The following is a 20,541-nucleotide window of genomic DNA, read 5'->3' on the forward strand; positions in this document are numbered from 1 at the left end:
ACGGGGCGAGCGGAGATCGACACGGGTGCGAGAAATTCTTTCAGCCGTCGTCGGCCCCCGCGTCGACGGGGCTGAGTTCGAGGATGCGGGCCTCCAGCGCTCGCAGGAGCGAGGTGCGTCTCGTGGTCTTCAAGACCTCGGCGATGTAGGACTGGGCGAGGCCCGTCGCCACTAGCCCCGCGTACGCGCTGTCTTCGATCTCGACGACGAGGTGACTGACGGCGTCCACGTCATCCGCGACCATCGCACGCAGGAGTCGTGCTGCGAGCAGCTCTGGCCCATCCATCTCGGAACGCTCCCTTCGCTGCGAAATTGTACGAATCTGTGCGGCATGGCTCAAGGCGCGGCTCGTGGACGAAACCGCGCCACTTTCCGGCAACCGCTGCGTCGGGATCCGCAGCGGTTGCCGGGAGGTGCGGCGATCGCCCGCGGCCTGCCGGATGATCCCGTCGCGGGGTAGCCTGAGCGCGAACGCGGAGGTCGCTCATGGGCATTTTCACGAGGTTCCGGCGCAAGCGGCGCTTCGAGGCGCTGACCGACGAGGAGCGCATCGGCCGGTACGTCTACCTGCTGAACACGCTGCCGGCGTCGGTGATCGAGAGTGCGCACGCCACTGCCTTCAAGGATGTTCCGGCCGAGCGCCGCCGCGAGATGTTCGAGCAGCTGCGACCCTTCCTCTCGGAGAAGGAGCGGGATGCGGCATCCGACGACCCCACCGTTCTCGCGAAACTGGTCAGGCGTGCCGAGGAGCGTCGTGCGAAGCGCGCGGAGGGCTCATCGACGGATGGCGCGCTGCTCACCGACACCCGCGAGGAGCGGGATCCGCGGGATGCTGTGGACTCGCGCGCTCTCTTGATGAACAGCGGCGTGGCGGTCATGGTGTCGCAGAACTTCCTTCTCTCGGCTGCGGTCGTCGCCTACTTCAGCGCGGGCGGCGGGTCGCTGGCGCTGGCATCGGAACCGGCCTGGGTCGGCGAGACGTACGACCCCGGTTCCTCGGGCGGCTTCGACGGGGGCGGATTCGGCGGCGGCTTCGACGGCGGCGGTTTCGGGGGAGGCTTCGACGGCGGGTTCGGGGGAGGGTTCGACGGCGGCGGAGGCGGCTGAAGCGGCCGGCCGGCGCGACCGCGCCACCTTCCTGCAACCGCGACGTCGACATGCGCAGCGGTTGCAGGAAAGTGCAGCGGTCGCCTGTGCGGCGGGTGGTGAATACTGAGACGGTGCTGACGGCGGAAGAGGCTGCAGAGCTGGCTGCTCGCGAACTGCGACGCGACTCGGGCGCTGCGAACGAGGACGTCGTACCCGGGACGCCGCTGGAGACCCCGCGCTTCTGGGTGTTCCACCCGAACAGTGCGCGGTACTTCGCCTCCTCGCTGTCTCGCGACTCGGTCGGCGCTCAGGTTCCCCCGATCGTCGTGAGCCGTGTCGACGGCACCGTGACGCGCCCGGTCCGCGCCGGCTCACGGGTGCGGCCGTCCGATCTCGGGGAGGGCGAGTGGTTCATCGCCTCGCCGAGCGCACCCCCGGCAGTCGACGCGGCGGATGGTCTGCAACTGACCGATCGCGAGCTGACGAACCTCGACGCGCTGCGCCGCTTCCGCCTTCGACGCGGTTCCCGCGACGCCGGCGATGCACTCGAGGCGACGATCGTGGCCGAGGCGCCGTCGGTGATCGATGCGGGGCTGCGCCGCGCCGGGCTGACGCCGGGACCGGGTGGCTGGAAGGTCGGGGACGCGCATCGGGTTCATGGGTGGATCGACCCGGACTGGGCCACGGTGCACCTCAGCGTCGCCGGGAACGGCGACCACGCGAGCCCTTGGACCGTCACCGGAGACGACATCGATGTGGCCGCGCTCGTGGAGGAGCGTCTCGCGGACGCGGCGTGGATCCGCTTCTGGGCCTGAGCGATCCGGCCGCGCCGGCATCCGACGGCTCCGGCGCCTGAATCGAACCGCTGCCGCGCCTGCTACGGCCGAGCACCGACAGTGTCAATCCCCCTTGGCAGAAGGGAGCGCCCTCCTTATCGTGGCGACCCCAGGCGAGGAGCAAGCCATGACCACCGCACGAGAGATCATGACGCCCGATGTGCAGTGCATCGGCGAGAACGAGACCATGGCCCGGGCCGCCCGGTTGATGGCGGACCTGGATGTCGGGGCCCTGCCCATCTGCGGAGAGGACGGGCGCCTGAAAGGCATGCTCACCGACCGCGACATCGTCGTGAAGTGCCTCGCCGAGGGCGGCGATCCGCGCGAGGCGCACGCCGGCTCGCTCGCCCAGGGCAAGCCCGTGACGATCGGGGCGGACGACGACATCCGCGACGCCCTCACCACGATGGAGACCCACCAGGTGCGGCGACTCCCCGTCATCGACGGGCACGACCTGGTCGGGATGATCAGCCAGGCCGACGTCGCGCTCGCGCTGTCGGCCACCGAGACCGGCGAGGCGGTCCGCGAGATCTCGAGGGACGACACCGACGGCTAGGCGCTCGTCAGCCCTAGGCCCGGCCGCGATCCATCATTCTCCTCGAGAGGGTTCGCTCGCCCGTGCCTTGGCGAGCGCGCGGGCGGCCAGATTCGGGCGGTACTCCAAGGCGTCGATCGCCGTCTGCACGCGGGCGCGCATCCGGTCGCTGACGTGCGGCGCGTCGTTGACGACGTTCGACACCGTCTTCGTGGAGACCCCGGCGCGGATGGCGACATCGAGGAGGGTGACCGGACGCGGCGCCTCACCCGACAGCGGAAGAGCGTCGCCGGCCGCCGACGTGGACCCGTTGCGTCGCCGCATCTTCACGTAGTTGCCGCACCCCTCCATCGAGCACCACCGCTTGGATGAGTTGCGGCTCGGATCCCAGTACGCCCACCGGCACGTGTCACGGGAGCAGGCCTTGAGCCGGTGCCACCCCGGGTCGCGGGTCGCGGCGTCCACGGCGACGACCAGCGGAGCAAGCGGAGAACGAGCCGCTTCAACCGCAGAGGTCGTCACGGCGGGGCGCGGCCCGGCGAACCGCAGGGCGACCGGCACGTGGCGCAGCGCATCGTTCAGATCGTCGAGGGCCCATTGCCGCGCGTCGTGCCCCGCATGGTCGAGCAGCACCTCGCGGAGCCCCTCTCGGATCCGCCGGGCGAGCACCAGGTCGTGCTCCGTCGGAGCGGCGATCTCGCCCCACCGGTCCGCCAGCCACGCGCCGAGCGCCGCCGGCGTCGCCCACGACTCGTCGTCCTCCTGCCACTCGACCGTGTTCACGAGGTCGCGCACCACGAGAACGTCGGGGGGAGCGTCAGCGTCATCGTCCTGCATGACACCAGTAAAGCCGTGACGCTGGTGTCACCGCTACCTCGCTCTCGATTCCGCGCGGGTCACAGAGACACGGGGAGGGGATGCCTCACCCCGCGTCGTCGCGGAAGTCTCCTGCGGCGATCGCATCCGCGTAGGTGCGGATGTCGGGCCCGGGCTGATAGTCGATGAACCGGTCCTTCAGCAGGGCGTTGAGCTCGGCGAAGGCGTCGTCCGACGAGATGCCGTTCTTCTGCGCGACGGTGCGGACCGCCTCCCGCAGGACGCGATCCGCGTCATCCAGGATCTTCGCTCGCGCCGGCTCGTTCCATGCGACCTCTGAGATGTCCATGGGACGACGGTACGTCGGCGGGCCGCGACCGCGAGGGGGCTTGTGCCCGTGCGGCGCGGCCTCTACCGCAGCAGCGACGCGAGGGGATGGCTCAGGTCACAGCCATCCCCGCTTCTTGAAGAGAACCCAGAGCACGGCGTCGATCGCGATGATCGCGCCGATGATCGCCGCCCACCCGTACTGCCACTGCATCAACGGGACGTCATCGAAGTTCGTGCCGTACAGCCCGGCGATGACGGTCGGAACGGCGAGCAGCGCAGCGAACGCCGAGATCGTCCTCATGTCCTGGTTCTGACGCGCCGTGACCGCGTGCTCGTAACTCGAGAGGATCGCATCGACCGCCCGACTCTGGTTGCTGATGAGCGCTGCGGTGCCCGCGGCGTCGTCGAGCAGATCGTGCAGGTAGGGCAGGATGCGCTCGTGGCCCACGGTGATCGAGTCGAGATGATGGGTGCTCTCGTTCAGGGACGCGGTGATGCTCGAGACGGCACGGTCGATGCGGCCGATGTCTTTGCGCACGCGGTAGATCCGCCGGTGGTCCTCGCCCCCTTCCTCGCGGAACACCTGCTCCTCGAGATGCTCCAGCGCCGACTCGACCTTCGCGGCCGCCTGGGCATAGCCGTCCACGATCTGCGCCATGATGAGGTGCGCTGCGGGCATCGTGTCGGAGGGGCAACCGGATGCCGCGCCCCCGAGCAGCTCGGGAAGGTCGACCAGGTCACCGCCGTTGGCCCGCTGGACCGTGAGAAGCCATCCGTCGCCGATGTAGAGGAACGTGTCGCCGAGCACCAGCGTGTCGTCCGGTCTGTGCAGCACGTTCCAGAGCATGACGGACAGCTGCTCGTCGAAGGTCTGCACCTTCGGCTGCTGCAGGCGCGAGAGCACATCGGTGACCGCGGTGGGATGGATGCCGAGCATTGTGCGCGTCCGGTCGATGGTGCGCTCGACGGGCTCGAGGATATGCAGCCAGACGAACCGGTCTTCGTCCCCGCGCGCGCCGAGGAGCCCAGGGACGTCGTCGAGCGAGCCGCCCTCGAGAGGATCGACCCCTCGTGCGCTCACCTCGAAGATCCGGATCACCTCGGCAGCGGCATCCGTCGATCCTCGCTCGCCCGGCGGGTCATGAGGGTTCTCGCGCATGGCTGTCCCTTCGGCGGCCACCCGCTTCGGGGGACGTGACAGCGGGCGGCGATGCCCGACGGTAGGGAGCCGCGATCGGCGGGTCGTAGGGGCTTGCTGGGCGAGCGATCCTGTGCTTCGGGCGCGTCCCGCACGCACGGGAGGCGCGGACCTCGAACCGTCCGCGCCTCCCGTGCCTGTCATGGCGAGACGGTCATCCCTTCACGGCGGAGCCTGCGACGGATTCGACGATCTGCTTCTGGGCGATGCCGAACAGGATCAGCACCGGCACCGCTGCGATCACCGCTCCGGCCATGACGATCGCGAAGTGGGTCGAGTACGCGCCCTGCAGCTGGGAGAGGCCAGGCTGGAGGGTCAGGTTCTCGGGGCTGAGCAGCACGTACACGGGCCACAGGAAGTCGTTCCAGTTGCCGAGGAACGACAGCACCGCCAGCGTCGCGAGGGCGGGCTTGGCGAGCGGGAGCACGATCTGCAGGAAGATCCGGATGTCGCCGGCCCCGTCGATCCGGGCCGCTTCTTCGATCTCGGGCGGCAGGCCGATGAAGAGCTGCCGGAGGAAGAAGATGCCGAAGGCCCCGGCGGCCCCCGGGACCGTGATCGCCCACAGCGAGTCGAGCCACCCGAGGTTCTGCACGATGAGGTAGTTCGGGATGAGGAACACCACGGGCGGCACCAGCAGGGTGGCGATGATCGCGCCGAACACGAACTTCTTGCCGGGGAACTCCAGACGCGCCAGCGCGTACGCACCCATCGACGCGGTGACGAGGATCAGCACCGTCTGGACGGTGGCGGCGAGGAAGCTGTTCCACAGCCACAGGAAGATGGGCTGCTGACCCGAGGTGAGGGGGGTGCTGTACGCCTCGAGCGAGATGGGGTCTGGGAGCGAATACGGGTTGCGGATGGCGTCGGCGTCGGTCTTGAACGACGTGACGACCATCCAGACGAGCGGCAGGATGATGACGAGCGCGAGCGCGCCAAGGATGACGTACAGCGCGACCTGCGCCGACACCTTTCGCGCCGGCATCCGCCGACGACGCCGCGGGGAATCGAGGTCGCCTTCACGGGGCGTGACGGCCGCGTCGAGGCTCGCCATGGAGGTCACGGTCATTTCAGTCCCTTCTCGACGCGCTCCCGCTGCAGCCGGAAGTTGATCACGCTGATGACGGCCAGCGCGGCGAACAGCACATAGCTCATCGCGGCGGCGGGAGCCATGTTGTTCTGCGACAGGCCCTGGTCGGCGATGTACATGATCGCGGTGCGGGTCTCGTTGCTCGGACCGCCCTTGGTGAGCAGGTACGACTGACCGAACATGTTCGCGGACGCGAGGATCGTGGTCGTCGTGATGAACGTCATCACCGGGCGGAGGCCCGGCAGTGTGACGCTCGTGAACTTGCGGAACGTGCCTGCTCCGTCGATGGATGCCGCCTCGTACAGGTCGGTGCTGATGCCCTTGAGTCCCGCGAGGAAGATGATCGTGTTGAGGCCCATCGTCCACCAGACGGTCACTCCCACGAGCGTCACCCAGACCCAGGGGGTATCGACGGTCCACGGGATGTCGGACGGCAGCCCGACGAGGCCGAGCAGGTGATTGAGGATGCCGGACTGGGTGTCGAGGATGTACCCCCAGATGACGCCGATCACGGCCACGCCCAGGACGAAGGGGGCGAAGAAGATGGTCCGGAACGTGGTCGCTGCGCGGATGCGCTGGTTCAGCAGCATCGCCACCAGCAGCGGGATGACCACGAGGAACGGCACGCTCACCACGATGAAGATGCCCGTGGCGGCCATCGACTTCCAGAAGTCGTCGGACGTCACCGAGCCCGGCGTGAAGAGGTCGATGTAATTCTGGAGTCCGACGAAGTCCTGCACGTCCCGGAAGGGGCTCCAGTTCGTGAGGCTCATCCAGAGGCCGAAGATCGCCGGCGCGACCACGAAGGTCAGGAACAGGACGAGGAACGGCGCGAGGAACAGGTACGCGATCAGCGCCCTGCGGCGCGCGGCGGGCCTGCCCGCGGACGAGGGGCGGGCGGGCCGCCCCCCAGCGCGCGAACGCTGGGGGGCGACCAGGGTGGCGGTCTCAGTCACCGTACTTCGCCCGGTTCTGCTCGAGGATCTGGTCGGCTTTCGCCTTCGCGTCGTCGAGCGCCTTCTGCGGGGTCTTCTTGCCGCTCAGGGCATCCGCCAGAGCGAGCTGGATCTGCGCGTTCGCCTCGGTGATGCCGGGAGCGACCGTCTCATAGCGCGCGTACTCGAGCTCGTCCATGAAGGGCTGCAGGTTCGGGTAGGTCTCGAGCAGCGCCGGGTCTTCGCGGACGCTGTTCGCGGCCGGCAGTTCACCGGTCTCGGCCCAGCCCAGCGAGTTGTCGTTCATCCACTTGACGAACACCGCTGCGGCCTCGGTCTTGTTCTCGTCCTGGCCCTTGTTCGACGGGAACACCCAGTGCGTGGAGCTCGACCAGACGGCCTTCTCGCTGCCGATCTGCGGCACCGGGGCGGCAGCCCAGTCGAGACCGTCGAACGCCTCGTTCGTGGTCTGCCAGACGCCGTTCCAGTTGAACGCCGTCTTGTTCGCCAGCAGGGCCTTGATGTTGCCGTCCTGCGCCACGTTGGCAGGGCTGTAGCCGTCCTTCACCAGGTCGGTCATCCACGTGAGGGCCTCAACGCCGGCTTCGGAGTTGAAGGTCGCCTCGGTGACGTCCTCGTTGTACAGCTCGCCGCCGAACTGCCAGATGAGGCTCTCGAACTCGAACGTGCCGGTGAAGACGTAGCCGTCCACCCACTCGCCCTGGACGCCGACGTCCTTCAGCGCTTCGAGCGCCGCGAGGTAGGACTCCTGATCGGTGGGGATGTCGGTGATGCCGGCCTGTGCCAGCACTTCCTTGTTCACGTAGAGGCCGAGCGGCGTGACGCTCCACGGCACCGCGTACTGCACGCCGTCGTAGTTGCCCTTGTCGTAGACCCCGGGCGGGAAGTCGTCGGCCGTGTAGCCGAGGCCCTCGACGATGCCGTCGGCGTTCAGAAGCAGGTTCTGAGCCGCGTACGTCGCCAAGTCGTCACCGTGCAGCACCGCGACGTCGGGCCCCTTGCCGGCCTTGATCGCGAGGGGCATCTTGGCGGCGATGTCGCCCCACTCCTGCGGGACGGCCTTGACGGTGATGTTGTCGTGCTCGGCATTGAACTCGTCGACCAGTTCGGGGACGATCTTCGGCGCCGCGCCACCGGTCCAGCCATGCCAGAACGTGACCTCGACGTCGGGCCCGGTGTACTCGCCATCGCCGGACACTCCGCCGCCGCCATTGTTGCCACCGGACGCGCATCCGCTCACGGTGATGCCGACTGCCAGGGCGATGCTCGCGCCGAGTGCGCGTCGTGCCCATGCCTTCTTCATGCGATTGCTCTCCTTTGAGTGCGTCCGGTGCTCCGGACCTCGACAGCCGCGGGGACGGCGGCTGATGAGCGAGAATTTACAGCGCTGAACATGAGGTGTCAAGGTGTAGGGTTCCCTCAGGTCGGACACAGAGAGTGGGCGCATGGGGGTACGGCTCCAGGACGTGGCGGATCTCGCCGGCGTGTCGATGAAGACGGTGTCCAACGTGGTGCGGGGCTACAAGCACGTCAGTCCCGCGATGCGCGAGAAGGTCCAGGCGGCGATCGACGAACTCGGCTACAAGCCGAACATGATGGGCCGGCGGCTCGCGACGGGCCGCACCGGCCTGCTGGGTCTGGCCTTCTCCAACGTCACCGTCCCCTACTTCGCCGAGCTCTCGCGCGCGGTCTCGGCCGCGGCGGCCGACCGCGGCTACCGCGTGCTGCTCGAAGAGACCGACGGCACCCTCGAGGGCGAGCGCGCGGTGGTCTCCAACTCCGAAGCGGGCCTGGTCGACGGCATCCTGTTCCAGCCCGCCATCATGTCGTCGACCGAGATCTCGCGGCATCGCGGCGACCTGCCGATCGTGATCCTCGGTGAGAGCGCGGCCCCGCTGCCGCTGGACCGCGTCATGGTCGACAATGTCGAAGCCGCGCGGCGCGTGACGGCTCACCTGCTGGCGTCGGGCCGCCGCCGCATCGGATTCGCCGGGCACGAAGGCGCCGCCCTGTCGGCGACCTCGACGCAGCGGATCATGGGATACCAGCAGGCACTCGAGTCGTACGGCATCCGCCCCGACCCTTCTCTGCTGATTCCGAGCGAGAGTATCTCGGCTGCCGACGCGGTGGCGGGGGTCGGCAGGGCGCTCGACACCGGCATCGAGCTCGACGCGCTGGTCTGCCGCGATGATCTCGCTGCCGTCGGGGCCCTGCGCGCGCTCCAGGAACGGGGCCTGCGCATCCCCGACGACGTGGCGGTCACGGGGTGGGACAACATCGAGCTCAGTCGCGTCACGTACCCGAGCATCACCACCATCGCGCCCGACCTCGACCAGCTCGCCGGTCGCGCCGTCGAGATGCTTCTCGAGCGGATCGACGGCTACGAGGGGATCGGGCGCCACGAGCTCATCGACTACGAACTCCTGACCCGCGAGAGCGCGCCGGGCTGAGATCTCGAAAAAAGGGGTTTTGCAGCGCTGGACAAATGGTGCATGCTTATCGGCATGATCATCGAGGACAGTGCCGTACTGCTGCGCGCAACAGACCAGGACGGTCGCCATCCCCGACCGCAGCTGGTGCGTCCCGACTGGGTGGATCTGACCGGCGAGTGGTCCTTCGGGTTCGACGACGACAACCGGGGGCTCACCGAAGGATGGCAGCGGCAGCCGTCGCTGCCGCTGACCATCACGGTTCCGTTTCCGCCCGAATCGACGGCATCCGGAGTCGCCGACACAGGCTTCCATCACGTGCTCTGGTATCACCGCGAGATCTCGCCCGAGCAGATCCGCCGGGCCGGCCACCACCTCGGGCGCCGGCTGCTGCTGCACTTCAGCGCGGTCGACTACCGCGCCGAGGTCTGGGTGAACGGCCGCCAGGTCGGGGCGCACGAGGGCGGGCACACCCCGTTCACCGTCGACATCACCCATGCGGTCGACCCCGAGCAGGACAACGACCTGGTCGTGCGGGTCGAGGACGACCCGCGCGACGTCGCGCAGCCTCGCGGAAAGCAGGACTGGCGCGAGCAGCCGCACGTGATCTGGTACCACCGCACCAGCGGGATCTGGCAGCCCGTCTGGCTGGAATCCGTCCCCGGGCTGGCGGTGGACTGGCTGCACTGGCACTCCGACCTCGTCCATGCGCGCGTGCACGCCCGGATCGGGCTCAGCGAGGCGCCCGCGCTGCCCGCCGATGTGGACGTGGAGCTCCGCTACGACGGTGCGCTGCTGGCTCGCGCGAGCGTGGTGACCACCACAGCGGAGTTCGAGGTGGTTCTGTCGGTCGCTCGCCAGTCCAACGGCCAGGCGTACGAAGAGCTCCTCTGGACCCCCGACCACCCTCGGCTGATCGACGCGACCGTCGTGGTGCGGGCCGCAGACGGCGGCGTCGATACGGTGGCGTCCTACCTCGGCCTGCGGTCGGCGGCGGTCGACCGTCGGCTCTTCCTCCTCAACGATCGTCCGCGCTTCGTGCGGGCGGTGCTCAATCAGGGGTACTGGCCCGACTCTCACCTGGCAGCCCCGTCGAGCGACGCACTCCGCGACGAGGTGCAGCTGATCAAGGATCTCGGCTTCAACGCCACCCGGCTGCATCAGAAGTTCGAGGACCCTCGCTTCCTGTACTGGGCGGATCGGCTGGGTCTCATGGTCTGGTCGGAAGCTCCTGCGACCTTCACGTTCACCACCACCGCCGTGGAACGCACCATCCGGGAGTGGCTCGAAGTGGTCCACCGCGACTTCTCCCACCCGTCGATCGTCACGTGGGTGCCGCTCAACGAGAGCTGGGGAGTGCAGCACATCGCGCACGACGCGCGGAAGCTCCATTACGCCCGTTCCCTGATCCACATGACGAAGGCTCTCGACCCGACCCGCCCGGTCGTGTCGAACGACGGCTGGGAGCAGGTCGACACCGACATCGTCGCGATCCACGACTACGAGGGCGACGGCGACATCGTGCGTGATCGTTATCGCGACCGGGCCGCGATCGACGAGATGATCCACGGCGTGGGTCCCGCCGGTCGCAGGCTCGTGCTCGGCGGCGATGTGAGCGACAAGCCGGTCATGCTCACCGAGTTCGGCGGCATCTCGTTCGACGTGCATCGCACCGAGGACGCCTGGGGGTACACCGACGCCAAGACCGCCGACGAATTCCGTGCGCGGATCACCGCGCTGATGTCGGCGGTGCATGACAGCAGCGCGCTCGCGGGCTATTGCTACACGCAGCTCGCCGACACGCTGCAGGAGACCAACGGGCTCGTCGGTGCGGACCGGGTGCCGAAGCTTCCCGTCGCGGAGCTGCACGCCATCATGTCGGGCCCGCGCCCGAAGCAACTCTGGGAGTGACGATGTCAGAAAGCAAGCTGCCCCTCACCGACTCCGTTCCCCGCGTCGTGCCCGCGGTCCCCGAGATCCCGCAGGGCGATCCCGAGATCGCCGCGACCGTCCGCGCGCTCTACACCGATGGCATCTACGGCAAGAAGGGCGTGTTCGACGCGGCGTGGGCCGACCGGCTGCGCGAAGACATCGAAGTCGCCTACGCGGATGCGCTGGGTCGCCCCGGCGGCGCGGTCGGGCGCGGCACCCAGCGGCACTACGTCGAGATCCATCCGCAGCAGATGCGCGGCTGGGTCGACCTGGTGGATCACCCGTGGGTACGCGGCGTCTGCGAGGCCGTCCTCGGTCCGGACTACCAGATCGTCGAGCTGGGCTTCGACGTCCCCAACCCCGGGGCGAAGGACCAGCCCTGGCACCGCGACTTCCCGATGCCCGAGACCACCCGGCAGACCGGCCGGCTCACCTCGCTCGCCTTCAACGTCACGGCCGTCGACACCACCGAAGACATGGGTCCGTTCGAGATCGCGCCCACGACCCAGTGGGATCTGCCCGAGGGCTTCGAGCACGAGATGTTCCCGGATGCCTCGCTCTACCCGCGCTTCCACGAACTCGCGGTGCGCAAGTACCCGCAGCGGGGAGATGTCTCGGTCCGGTCGGCGCTGACCATCCATCGCGGAACCGAGAACACCTCCGATCAGGCACGTCCTGTTCTGGTGCTCGGGATCGATGCGCCGGGGGCCGGCAACGCCGAGCACCACGACATGGCGGTCACGCGCGAGTTCTACGATCGGCTCCCCGAGACCGTCCGAGCCCACCTGGCATGCCCGATCGTGGACGAGCTCGAACCCATCGTGCAGAAGCACTCCATCGAGGGCCTGATGATGGGCGACGCCTGACGCGAGCGACGAACCGGCGATGAGGCCTCGCCGACGGTGCGCAGGCGGCACTCGACGCGCCGGTGGCGGCATCCCGTTCCGAACCGACCGAACGGCCGCTCAGTCGATCCGACGCGGCGGGATCGTCGGCAAGTGGGGGCTGTCGAGTTCGACCTCGAACGTCGGGGCGACGAACGAGCTGCGGTGGACGATCGACCGCTCCGCCGGTCTCGTGACGGCGACGTCGCTCTCGGGACGGTCGACAGCGCGCGCCCGAGCCGGCCGGTACATGCGGGCGCGCTTCTTCTGATCGGCGCGCTGCGTGTCGAGGATCAGCTCGTCCTCGGCCCGGCATCTCTCGCACTCGTCGTTGGCGACGGTGCGGCGGTAATTCGGCGACCACCCGCAGGTGTGCTCGAGGGGAGCCGGACTGCCGAACATGAGTCGAGCCTAAGCCCCCATCCGTGGCGGCCCACGACAACAGTTGTGATTGCAGTCGCTGTAAGTTAGTCTGCAGGGACTGTAGCTTCCACGTTCGAGAGAGGTCTTGGCATGTCACTGTCCACAACTCCGGAACCGGCATCCTCGCCGCCGGTTCTCCGCGCGGTGGGTCTCACGCGCACGTACGGAAAGGGCGAGGCTGCCTTCACGGCACTGCACGGGGTCGACCTCGACGTTCAGCGGGGTCACTCGCTCGCGATCGTCGGAAAGTCCGGCTCGGGCAAGTCCACCCTGATGCACCTGCTCGCGCTCCTCGACCGGCCCACCTCGGGCGAGATCGAAGTCGACGGCCGCGCGGCGTCCGGGCTCCGGGCGCGCGAGCTGAACCCGCTCCGCAACAAGACGTTCGGGTTCGTGTTCCAGCAGTTCTTCCTCACGGCGGGGCAGACGGTCTTCGAGAACGTGAGCCTTCCGCTCGTGATCGCCGGCCTCTCGCCGAAGGAGCGCAAGGAGCGCACCATGGCGGCGCTCGACGCGCTCGGTCTCGCCGACAAGGCGAACAACCGCGCGAACGACCTGTCGGGCGGTCAGAAGCAGCGCGTCGTCATCGCGCGCGCCCTCGTCAACGAGCCGTCGGTGATCTTCGCCGACGAGCCCACCGGCAACCTCGACACCGCCACCGGTGCGCAGGTGGAAGAGATCCTGTTCCGCCTCCAGCGCGAGCGCGGCATCACTCTCGTGGTCGTCACGCACGACCGCGACCTCGCGGCGCGATGCGACTCCTCGGTGACCATCGCCGACGGCCGCATCGTCGAGCGGACGGAGGTGGCGGCATGAGAACCACCGACATCGTGCGCATGGCGTCCCGCAACGCCTTCCGCAGCAAGCTGCGCACCACGCTCACCGTGCTGAGCCTCTTCGTGGGGGCCTTCACGCTCACGCTCACCACGGCGCTCGGGGCGGGAGTCAACGACTACGTCGAGCGTCAGGTCGCCACGCTGAGCTCCGGCGACATCCTGCTGGTCAGCCCGGCCGCCAGCGTCGACACCGGCGATGGACCGTCCGAGTACGACCCCGACGGTCGTCAGCAGGGTGCCGCGGGCAACCCGCTGACCTCCGGCACGCTCCTCAACGAAGACGACATCGAGACGATCGAGCAGATCGACGGCGTCACCCGCGTCGATCCCATCAGTCAGGTGACGGTCGACTGGCTCGCGGCATCCGATTCGGATTCCGACACGCGCTACGAGATCGACATCAACCCGACCTCGTCGATCGGGCAGAGCGACCTCGTCGCCGGCGAGCAGCTGGATCAGGATGCCTCGGACGAGCAGATCGTCCTTCCCGAGGAGTTCGTCGACGCGCTCGGATACGCCGACGCCGACGCGGCCATCGGCGAGACCGTGACGCTCGGGTACACCGACGCTGCCCAGCAGGAGCAACAGGTCGAGGCCACGGTCGTGGGCATCGCTCGCGAGAGCCTCTTCGCGGCCGGCGCGGGCGCCAACGCATCGCTCACCGACGTGATCGCCGAGGCGCAGGCGGTGCCCGGCCAGCCCGAGGCGTGGCCGCTCGCGGTCGCGCAGCTCGAGCACGACGACGGCGACACCGTCAGCGCCGAAGAGATCCAGCGCGTCAAGGACGAGCTCGCCGACGCCGACCTCGCCGGGCAGACGATCGAGGATCAGCTCGGGGTCGTGCAGACGGTGATCAACGGCATCATCCTGGTGCTCAGCGCCTTCGCCGTGGTCGCCCTCATCGCCGCATCCTTCGGCATCGTCAACACGCTGCTGATGAGCGTCCAGGAGCGCACGCGAGAGATCGGCCTCATGAAGGCGATGGGCATGTCGAACGGCCGGGTCTTCGGGCTCTTCAGCCTCGAGGCGGTCGTGATCGGCTTCCTCGGGTCGGCGATCGGCGCCCTCGTGGCGATCGGAGTCGGATCGGCGATCGCCGCGACGGCGGGCGAGACGGTTCTCTCGGCGCTGCCGGGGCTGCAGATCCTGCTCTTCGAACCGGGCAACGTCATCACCGTGGTGCTCGTCATCATGCTGATCGCGTTCCTCTCCGGAGTCCTCCCCGCGCGCCGCGCCGCCCGGCAGGACCCCATCGAGTCGCTACGGTACGAGTAACGAAGGAGCCGCAGATCATGTCGACCCCCGCGCGTAACCGTCGCCGAGACGCCGTCGAGAAGGCAGCGCTCATCGAGCGCGCCGCGACCGACCTCGTGCTCGAACACGGCTACGACCACGTGACGGTCGACATGATCTGCGAGCTCGCCGGCGTCAGCCAGCGGACCTTCTTCAATCACTTCAAGACGAAGGATGCTGCGCTCCTGGGGGCGGAGCAGCCGACGATCGACGAACGGGCCGCACGCAGCTTCGTCGTCTCCACCGGGCCGCTCCTGGCGGAGGCGGCGCAGCTCGTGCGGGTCGACCCCGGCGATCTGGTCGCGGACCCGGAGTTCCTGTCGCGGCGCATCCGCGCCATCGGTTCGAGCCCCGCCCTCATGGCGCGTCAGCTCGATCGCATCGAGTCGCTCGAAGCCGAGGTGCGCGAGATCGTCCTGCTCCGGCTGCGCACGCAGTACCCCGACGAAGACGAGGCATCCCTCCGCACCCAGGCCGCCCTCATCACGCATCTCGTGGCCGGTCTGATGCGCTTCATCGGCCACCACTGGGCCGAGCAGGCGTCCGCGGGCGTGCTGCCCGACGTCGACCCGACGGTGATCGGAGTGATCCTCTCCCGCACGATCGAGAAGCTCGGCTGATCACTCAGCGCAGCAACACGGGACCGCCGTCGATCTCGAACCGGAACAGGTAGTACGGGTACACCCGCAGATCCTCGCCCTCCTGGTACTTCGCCTGGCGGTGGAGCTGGTTTGCGGTGACGTAGAGGCGCCCGTCCGTCGCCACCGACATGGTGTCGGGCCACAGCATCCGCTCGTCGTGGACCAGCGTCTCGATCGTCCCGTCGGGGAGGCGCCTCGTGACCGCGTTGTGCTCCCAGTTCGTCGCGTAGAGCCGGCCGCGGTCGTCGCTTTCGAGCCCGTCGGCGGCGCCCCCTTTATCGCCCTCATCGACCACCGTGGCGGCGACCTCGTCGTCGGTGACGGATCGGTCCCGCAGCGCCGAGGTCGACACCGAGTACCAACGCCGGCTGACCAGCGGGCAGTACCAGAGCCTCTCGCCGTCGCTCGAGATCGCGATGCCGTCCGATCCCATGGTGACCTGCTTCGGCGGCTGGTCGGGGGAGCGCTCCGCGAACACACGACCCTCGGCCATCGGCACCATCTCGAACGGGTCGGCCGCCTTGGTGCTGGGGTCATCGTGCAGTCTGCGCCACGATTCGCCCGTCGCGAGGTCGACGACGATGATGCCGTTCGGACCCCGATCCGAGGAGTCGGTGATGTAGGCGACCCCGCCCTCGCCCTGCCGCAGGTCGAAGCGCACGTCGTTGAGGTAGGTGGTCGGAAACGCGACGTCCGGGTCGAAGAGGATCGTCTGGAACACTTCGTCGGTCGCAAGATCGACACCGACCAGCTTGGGTCCGCCGTGCGTCGTCGGCTGGAACAGCGGGCTGCCGGTGTCGAGGATCCACAGCCGGTCGGCAGGGTCGACCACGATGCTCTGCACCGAGACGAGTGCGTCCGGGTCGGCGTCGTTCGCCGGCTGGTTGATCGCCCGGTTCGGGTACGGCACCGCCTCCCCGTTGACGAGTTCCACGACGGTGGCCGGGACGTCGTCTCCCCACTTGGGGAAGTTGATGAAGATGCGCCCAGTATGCGAGACGCTGACCCCCGTCGGCATGGGCCCGTCGTCGAACGTGTGCACCACCTCGAGCCGTCCTCGTGGGGTGTCCGCACTTTCCTTCGCGGCATCCTGACCGGCACCGAAGAATCCGTTCGTCATCGTGCGACCTCCTTTTGTGTGCCACCAGGAGACGTGACCCACCGTCGATTCAGCGCGGGGCTTGACGCGGCATCCTTTCCCGGTATGCCGTGCGCCGCATCGCGGCTACACGGGCCGCCGGACGAGGGTCCACCGGTCGTGCTGCTCCACCGGCGAGAAGCGCCGTGCGTCGAACATCGACCGCGGGCCGCAGAACGACGTCGCGTCGTCGCCGAGCGCGGTGTCGGGCGACGGGCCGTCCCGCGAAACACTCGACCCACATCCGCTGCCTCCTCAGATCGCGCGCGGTCCGCGTCACGGTGCACCGGTCCTCGCCGCGAGTTCAGCGTCTCGGCTTCGCCAGGGCGACATCAAGGGGTTGCGGGAACCGGTCGCACAACCCTCGGGAGCTGGATTCGACAAAACCTCTAGCCAAGTTCATACATCATTCATATGATGAAGAGGCGAAGCAGCCCTGCTCGCCCCGTTCCACAGAGTCGTGATCGGTCGTAGCGCGCGTGTGAGTGCGGGAAACTCACCCCAGATTGGATTCCCCGTGAAGCTCAGCTTCCTCCGTGGCACCGCGCTGGCGGTGGTCGGGGCCCTTGCGGCGAGCCTCGCCGTCGCGGCCCCCGCTCACGCGGCCACAAGAACCCTGTACGTCTCACCAGAAGGGTCCGGACCTGCGTGCTCTGCTCCCCGGCCCTGTGATCTCGCCACCGCGAAGGAGCGGGTGCGCAAGCTTCCCACCGGGCCGGCCTCGCGGGTCACCGTCGAGCTCGCCGACGGCGTCTACCGCATCGACGAGCCGCTCGAGTTCCGGCCGGAAGACGCAGGCGGCGACCGCGGGCTGGTTCGCTGGGTCGCGGCCGACGGGGCGGAGCCCGTCATCTCCGGCTCGCAGCCGGTGTCGGGCTGGCGAGTCCACGACGCCTCGTCCGGGATCTGGGTCGCTGACACCCCCCAAGGTCTCGACACCCGTCAGCTGTACGTCAACGGCGTGTACGCGCAGCGGGCCCAGCGACAGATCGCCACGTCGGATGTGACGCTCAGCGCCGATGGCATCGCGCTGAAGAACCCGAATCTGGCCTTCATGAACACGCTCCCCGACCGGGACCGCATCGAGTTCGAGAGCAAGGGCGACTTCACTTACCGCTACTCCCCGGTGGAGTCCATCTCCAACAACCTCGTGACCATGACGCAGCCGGCGTGGGAGAACAACACCTGGGGTTGGGACACCCCGCAGTACGCCCTGCTCGGCGGATCGACGTTCTGGTTCTCGAACTCGCTCGCCTTCCTCGACGCCATGAACGAGTGGTACATCGATCCGGGCGCCGGAAAGCTGTACTACAAGCCGGGCGCGGGGGTCGACCCGAACACGCTGGACGTGCAGCTGCCCCGCACCGAGGCGCTTCTGAGCATCGGTGGCACCTACGACGAGCCGCTGCAGAACCTCGAGTTCGAAGGCATCACGTTCACGGGCACATCGTGGCTCGGGCCCACGTCGCACGGGTACGCGACGCAGCAGAACGGCTCGTACATCAAGGATGACTACGAGTACCGTCCCGCGGACGCCTTCACGTCATGCTCCCGCGGATGCGAACAGTTCGAACGTGCCCGGACGAGCTGGTACCAGCAGCCCGCTGCCGTGCAGGTCTCGGCCGCATCCGGAGTGTCGTTCGTCGGAAACCTGTTCACGACCCTCGGGTCCTCGGCTCTGGGCATCGGCAACGACTCCAACGCGGCGCTCAGCGGCGTGGGACTCGGAGCGAGCGACATCAAGGTGGTCGGCAACCGCTTCACCGAGCTCGGTGGCCACGGCGTGTTCGTCGGAGGGAATCGCCCGGATGCCCACCACCCGAGCGATCCCCGGATGATCAACCGCGACATCCTCATCGAGCACAACACCGTCACCCGCGCCGCGGTCGAGTACAAGGACAACTCCGGCATCCTGAGCACGTACGTCACCAACGCCCGGATCCTGCACAACGAGGTCGCCAACGTCGCCTACGACGGCATCGACACCGGCTACGGATGGGGCATGAACGACGCGGGGGGCTCGGGCGAGTACACGAACCGGGGCTACTACAACTGGAACACCCGCTACGAGACCCCGACGACGCTCAAGGACAACGCGGTGACCGGCAACCTCGTGCGCAACACCAAGTCGCAGTTCGCCGACGGCGGATCCATCTACAACCTGTCGGCGAGCCCGGGATCCGTGACGGAGCGAAACTACCTGTACAACGTGTCAGGGGTCGGGCTGTACCTGGACGAGGGCACGCGTTCGACCACGTACCAGAACAACGTGCTCCAGGGCACCAACCCGTGGGTGTTCACCAACGCCTACGGTGCGACGAACACGAGCGACAACCTCATCCGTGAGAACTGGTACAACTCGGGCGGCGCGCAGATCCCCAACGCCACGCAGAACCGCAACCAGCTCGTCGGCAATGTGCAGGTGACGGGAACCAACTGGCCCGCTGCCGCACTCGAGGTCATCTGCGAGGCGGGTGTCGCGCCCGAGCATCGGACGGTCCTCAACGGCAACTTCTTCTCAGAGAAGCCGGAGTGCGGCGCCACCGGCGATCCTGTCGCCGCTCCGTTCTCGACGACGGGTGCGTCTGCGGTGAGCAGCTACTTCGCCCAGTCCGGCGACCACTTCGGCATCCGCGCGGCCGGCGCGGACGTGTGGGGAGGCGGCGGACAGCGCGACGACCAGTACGGCGCCATCTTCCAGAAGGACGCCGTCACCGCTGAATCGAGCGTCTCGGCGCGGGTCGACATCGTCGGCGACTCCAACGCCTGGGCGAAGTCGGGCGTCATGATCCGCAACGACATCGAGGCCGCCGGCTCCTCCGCCGGCTACGCCGTCGTCGCGGTGACCCCCCGCAACGGGGTCGCATTCCACTGGGATGCCAACGGCGACGGCTTCGTCGAGAGCTCCGCGTCGGCGAACGTCAACACGTTCCGTCCGATCTGGGTCAAGCTCGAGCGCCTCGGCGACAAGGTGAGCGCGTTCTACTCGGTCGACGGGGCGAACTACGCGCAGGTCGGATCGACGGTGACCCTCACGGGAGCGGAGGCGGTGCAGGACGGCGGCATGTTCTCGACGTCGCACGACCGCAACCTCTCGCGGATCAACGTGTTCAGCGACTTCTCGGTCGAAGCTTCGCGCTGATCTCACCCACCGGCGACGACGCCCCCTCCTCGACAGACTGAGGAGGGGGCGTCGTTCGCGGGGAACGCGTGGAGCGCAGGCGTCGTCGCGGCTCAGGTCGCGCGAAGAGCCGAGACACCGCCCGGAAGGTAGGCCTCACGGGCGGCGACGCCGGACACGAGCGGCCAGTCATCCGCGCCGGCGACTCGGCGAACCCGATCCGCCCAGGCCGAGAAAGGCCCGCCAACGCCGAAGTGCGTGCTGATGGGCCAGTCGCTCCCGATCATGGACCGCCGCGCACCGAAAGCCTCGAGCCCGCGTTCGATGAAGGCGTCCGCGTGCGCGTCGAATGTCGTCGGATCCGCGGACTCGGGGGCGAGCCCGGACAGCTTGACGTACGTGCGCGGCCGAGCGGCGAGGACGCCGATCTGCTCTGACCACCGTCTCCCGTCCGGGCTGGCGAGCCCCTCGTCGACCGGGGGCTTGCCCAGGTGGTCGAGGACGACGGTGAGGTCGGGCACCGCGTCGAGCAGATCCACGAGAGCGGGCAGCTGGGCGTGGCGCACGCAGGCGTCGAATGTGCCGCCTCGCTCCGCCAGATGGCGCAGCCCGTCGCGCAACTCCCCGAACTCCGAGACGTCGGTGTCCTGCAGCAAGTGCCGCACCCCGACGACCCGGGGGATCCGGGCCAGGGCCGAGAGATACTCACTGATCTCCTCCGGCGTTCGCGTGAGGTCCGCGCCGGCGACGATCCCGATCAGCTCCGGCCAGTCGAGCCGGTCGATCCATCGTGCCTCGGCCAGCGGGTCGCCGTCGGACGCCTGCACGAAGATCATCTGGACCGGTCCCTCACGGTCGGCGCGGTCGACCTGGCCGGGCAGCATGGCACGGTCGAGACCGGTGCCGGGCAGCCAGGCGTAGTCGAGCTGGGCGGGGTCCCACACGTGGACGTGTGAATCGACGAGCATCATGTGTTGCAGTCCCTTGGGTGGTG

General features: G+C 68.4%; 20 protein-coding genes. 10 read left to right on the forward strand and 10 right to left on the reverse strand.

What is annotated here, in order from left to right; genetic code table 11:
* Nucleotides 1–40: 40 nt before the first annotated feature.
* Nucleotides 41–286: a hypothetical protein gene (locus ACFUTX_RS00200; protein WP_378860183.1), complete on the reverse strand. Its 246-nt coding sequence runs from the start codon at nt 284–286 to the stop codon at nt 41–43.
* A gap of 200 nt (nt 287–486) precedes the next feature.
* On the opposite strand from ACFUTX_RS00200, the gene ACFUTX_RS00205 reads away from it, so the two are divergent.
* The 3 genes from ACFUTX_RS00205 to ACFUTX_RS00215 all read left to right on the forward strand — a co-directional run bounded on the left by ACFUTX_RS00205 (nt 487) and on the right by ACFUTX_RS00215 (nt 2,481).
* Nucleotides 487–1,107 (forward strand): hypothetical protein, encoded by a 621-nt coding sequence (locus tag ACFUTX_RS00205; RefSeq protein ID WP_378860184.1) that lies wholly within the window; start codon nt 487–489, stop codon nt 1,105–1,107.
* 95 nt (nt 1,108–1,202) lie between these two features.
* Nucleotides 1,203–1,904, forward strand: coding sequence for a hypothetical protein (locus ACFUTX_RS00210; protein WP_378860185.1), 702 nt, complete (start codon nt 1,203–1,205; stop codon nt 1,902–1,904).
* A 148-nt stretch (nt 1,905–2,052) separates the two neighbouring features.
* The gene (locus tag ACFUTX_RS00215; RefSeq protein ID WP_378860186.1) at nt 2,053–2,481 is read left to right on the forward strand and encodes a CBS domain-containing protein; all 429 of its coding nucleotides are present in this window, start codon (nt 2,053–2,055) and stop codon (nt 2,479–2,481) included.
* 33 nt (nt 2,482–2,514) lie between these two features.
* On the opposite strand, the gene ACFUTX_RS00220 is transcribed toward ACFUTX_RS00215, so the two are convergent.
* The 6 genes from ACFUTX_RS00220 to ACFUTX_RS00245 form a co-directional block, all read right to left on the reverse strand.
* Nucleotides 2,515–3,297 carry a LacI family DNA-binding transcriptional regulator gene (locus ACFUTX_RS00220; protein WP_378860187.1) on the reverse strand — a complete coding sequence of 261 codons (783 nt, stop codon included), beginning with the start codon at nt 3,295–3,297 and terminating at the stop codon, nt 2,515–2,517.
* A gap of 85 nt (nt 3,298–3,382) precedes the next feature.
* Nucleotides 3,383–3,625 carry a hypothetical protein gene (locus tag ACFUTX_RS00225; RefSeq protein WP_378860188.1) on the reverse strand — a complete coding sequence of 81 codons (243 nt, stop codon included), beginning with the start codon at nt 3,623–3,625 and terminating at the stop codon, nt 3,383–3,385.
* 96 nt (nt 3,626–3,721) lie between these two features.
* Nucleotides 3,722–4,765, reverse strand: coding sequence for a CorA family divalent cation transporter (locus ACFUTX_RS00230; RefSeq protein WP_378860189.1), 1,044 nt, complete (start codon nt 4,763–4,765; stop codon nt 3,722–3,724).
* 193 nt (nt 4,766–4,958) lie between these two features.
* Nucleotides 4,959–5,873: a carbohydrate ABC transporter permease gene (locus ACFUTX_RS00235; protein WP_378860190.1), complete on the reverse strand. Its 915-nt coding sequence runs from the start codon at nt 5,871–5,873 to the stop codon at nt 4,959–4,961.
* The gene (locus tag ACFUTX_RS00240; protein ID WP_378860191.1) at nt 5,870–6,850 is read right to left on the reverse strand and encodes a carbohydrate ABC transporter permease; all 981 of its coding nucleotides are present in this window, start codon (nt 6,848–6,850) and stop codon (nt 5,870–5,872) included. The genes ACFUTX_RS00235 and ACFUTX_RS00240 overlap by 4 nt, the downstream gene beginning before the upstream one ends.
* Nucleotides 6,843–8,153: an ABC transporter substrate-binding protein gene (locus tag ACFUTX_RS00245; RefSeq protein ID WP_378860192.1), complete on the reverse strand. Its 1,311-nt coding sequence runs from the start codon at nt 8,151–8,153 to the stop codon at nt 6,843–6,845. Before ACFUTX_RS00245 ends, ACFUTX_RS00240 begins: the two co-directional genes overlap by 8 nt.
* Nucleotides 8,154–8,295: 142 nt before the next feature.
* Here ACFUTX_RS00245 and ACFUTX_RS00250 point away from each other — a divergent pair, with 142 nt between their 5' ends.
* The 3 genes from ACFUTX_RS00250 to ACFUTX_RS00260 are packed head-to-tail and all read left to right on the forward strand — an operon-like array spanning nt 8,296 to nt 12,077.
* Nucleotides 8,296–9,300 (forward strand): LacI family DNA-binding transcriptional regulator, encoded by a 1,005-nt coding sequence (locus ACFUTX_RS00250; protein ID WP_378860193.1) that lies wholly within the window; start codon nt 8,296–8,298, stop codon nt 9,298–9,300.
* A 42-nt stretch (nt 9,301–9,342) separates the two neighbouring features.
* The gene (locus tag ACFUTX_RS00255; protein ID WP_378860194.1) at nt 9,343–11,190 is read left to right on the forward strand and encodes a glycoside hydrolase family 2 protein; all 1,848 of its coding nucleotides are present in this window, start codon (nt 9,343–9,345) and stop codon (nt 11,188–11,190) included.
* Nucleotides 11,191–11,192: 2 nt separating this feature from the next.
* Nucleotides 11,193–12,077 (forward strand): phytanoyl-CoA dioxygenase family protein, encoded by an 885-nt coding sequence (locus ACFUTX_RS00260; RefSeq protein ID WP_378860195.1) that lies wholly within the window; start codon nt 11,193–11,195, stop codon nt 12,075–12,077.
* A 99-nt stretch (nt 12,078–12,176) separates the two neighbouring features.
* On the opposite strand, the gene ACFUTX_RS00265 is transcribed toward ACFUTX_RS00260, so the two are convergent.
* Nucleotides 12,177–12,497: a hypothetical protein gene (locus ACFUTX_RS00265; protein WP_378860196.1), complete on the reverse strand. Its 321-nt coding sequence runs from the start codon at nt 12,495–12,497 to the stop codon at nt 12,177–12,179.
* A 111-nt stretch (nt 12,498–12,608) separates the two neighbouring features.
* Between ACFUTX_RS00265 and ACFUTX_RS00270 the strand changes: the two genes are divergently transcribed.
* The 3 genes from ACFUTX_RS00270 to ACFUTX_RS00280 are packed head-to-tail and all read left to right on the forward strand — an operon-like array spanning nt 12,609 to nt 15,267.
* Nucleotides 12,609–13,334: an ABC transporter ATP-binding protein gene (locus ACFUTX_RS00270; RefSeq protein WP_378860197.1), complete on the forward strand. Its 726-nt coding sequence runs from the start codon at nt 12,609–12,611 to the stop codon at nt 13,332–13,334.
* Complete coding sequence (locus ACFUTX_RS00275) at nt 13,331–14,629, forward strand: ABC transporter permease (RefSeq protein ID WP_378860198.1); 1,299 nt, start codon at nt 13,331–13,333, stop codon at nt 14,627–14,629. The genes ACFUTX_RS00270 and ACFUTX_RS00275 overlap by 4 nt, the downstream gene beginning before the upstream one ends.
* Before the next feature lie 17 nt (nt 14,630–14,646).
* Nucleotides 14,647–15,267: a TetR/AcrR family transcriptional regulator gene (locus ACFUTX_RS00280; protein ID WP_378860199.1), complete on the forward strand. Its 621-nt coding sequence runs from the start codon at nt 14,647–14,649 to the stop codon at nt 15,265–15,267.
* Between the two features lie 4 nt (nt 15,268–15,271).
* Here the strand turns inward: ACFUTX_RS00280 and ACFUTX_RS00285 are convergent, their stop codons facing one another.
* On the reverse strand, nt 15,272–16,408 hold the full coding sequence (locus ACFUTX_RS00285; protein ID WP_378860200.1) for an L-dopachrome tautomerase-related protein: 1,137 nt from the start codon (nt 16,406–16,408) through the stop codon (nt 15,272–15,274).
* A gap of 712 nt (nt 16,409–17,120) precedes the next feature.
* Here ACFUTX_RS00285 and ACFUTX_RS00290 point away from each other — a divergent pair.
* Nucleotides 17,121–19,568 carry a right-handed parallel beta-helix repeat-containing protein gene (locus ACFUTX_RS00290; protein ID WP_378860201.1) on the forward strand — a complete coding sequence of 816 codons (2,448 nt, stop codon included), beginning with the start codon at nt 17,121–17,123 and terminating at the stop codon, nt 19,566–19,568.
* 92 nt (nt 19,569–19,660) lie between these two features.
* Here the strand turns inward: ACFUTX_RS00290 and ACFUTX_RS00295 are convergent, their stop codons facing one another.
* Nucleotides 19,661–20,518, reverse strand: a complete 858-nt coding sequence (locus ACFUTX_RS00295; protein WP_378860202.1) for an amidohydrolase family protein — start codon at nt 20,516–20,518, stop codon at nt 19,661–19,663.
* Nucleotides 20,519–20,541: the final 23 nt, after the last annotated feature.

This window comes from Microbacterium sp. NPDC057407, assembly GCF_042803895.1.
In the GTDB taxonomy this organism is placed as follows: Bacteria; Actinomycetota; Actinomycetes; order Actinomycetales; family Microbacteriaceae; genus Microbacterium.

Excerpts from the sequence above, each read along its gene's own strand:
- ACFUTX_RS00200 (WP_378860183.1), bottom strand. The coding sequence starts at position 286 with ATGGATGGGCCAGAGCTGCTCGCAGCACGACTCCTGCGTGCGATGGTC.
- ACFUTX_RS00205 (WP_378860184.1), top strand. The coding sequence starts at position 487 with ATGGGCATTTTCACGAGGTTCCGGCGCAAGCGGCGCTTCGAGGCGCTG.
- ACFUTX_RS00215 (WP_378860186.1), top strand. The coding sequence starts at position 2,053 with ATGACCACCGCACGAGAGATCATGACGCCCGATGTGCAGTGCATCGGC.
- ACFUTX_RS00220 (WP_378860187.1), bottom strand. The coding sequence starts at position 3,297 with ATGCAGGACGATGACGCTGACGCTCCCCCCGACGTTCTCGTGGTGCGC.
- ACFUTX_RS00225 (WP_378860188.1), bottom strand. The coding sequence starts at position 3,625 with ATGGACATCTCAGAGGTCGCATGGAACGAGCCGGCGCGAGCGAAGATC.
- ACFUTX_RS00230 (WP_378860189.1), bottom strand. The coding sequence starts at position 4,765 with ATGCGCGAGAACCCTCATGACCCGCCGGGCGAGCGAGGATCGACGGAT.
- ACFUTX_RS00235 (WP_378860190.1), bottom strand. The coding sequence starts at position 5,873 with ATGACCGTGACCTCCATGGCGAGCCTCGACGCGGCCGTCACGCCCCGT.
- ACFUTX_RS00245 (WP_378860192.1), bottom strand. The coding sequence starts at position 8,153 with ATGAAGAAGGCATGGGCACGACGCGCACTCGGCGCGAGCATCGCCCTG.
- ACFUTX_RS00250 (WP_378860193.1), top strand. The coding sequence starts at position 8,296 with ATGGGGGTACGGCTCCAGGACGTGGCGGATCTCGCCGGCGTGTCGATG.
- ACFUTX_RS00255 (WP_378860194.1), top strand. The coding sequence starts at position 9,343 with ATGCTTATCGGCATGATCATCGAGGACAGTGCCGTACTGCTGCGCGCA.
- ACFUTX_RS00260 (WP_378860195.1), top strand. The coding sequence starts at position 11,193 with ATGTCAGAAAGCAAGCTGCCCCTCACCGACTCCGTTCCCCGCGTCGTG.
- ACFUTX_RS00265 (WP_378860196.1), bottom strand. The coding sequence starts at position 12,497 with ATGTTCGGCAGTCCGGCTCCCCTCGAGCACACCTGCGGGTGGTCGCCG.
- ACFUTX_RS00270 (WP_378860197.1), top strand. The coding sequence starts at position 12,609 with ATGTCACTGTCCACAACTCCGGAACCGGCATCCTCGCCGCCGGTTCTC.
- ACFUTX_RS00275 (WP_378860198.1), top strand. The coding sequence starts at position 13,331 with ATGAGAACCACCGACATCGTGCGCATGGCGTCCCGCAACGCCTTCCGC.
- ACFUTX_RS00280 (WP_378860199.1), top strand. The coding sequence starts at position 14,647 with ATGTCGACCCCCGCGCGTAACCGTCGCCGAGACGCCGTCGAGAAGGCA.
- ACFUTX_RS00285 (WP_378860200.1), bottom strand. The coding sequence starts at position 16,408 with ATGACGAACGGATTCTTCGGTGCCGGTCAGGATGCCGCGAAGGAAAGT.
- ACFUTX_RS00295 (WP_378860202.1), bottom strand. The coding sequence starts at position 20,518 with ATGATGCTCGTCGATTCACACGTCCACGTGTGGGACCCCGCCCAGCTC.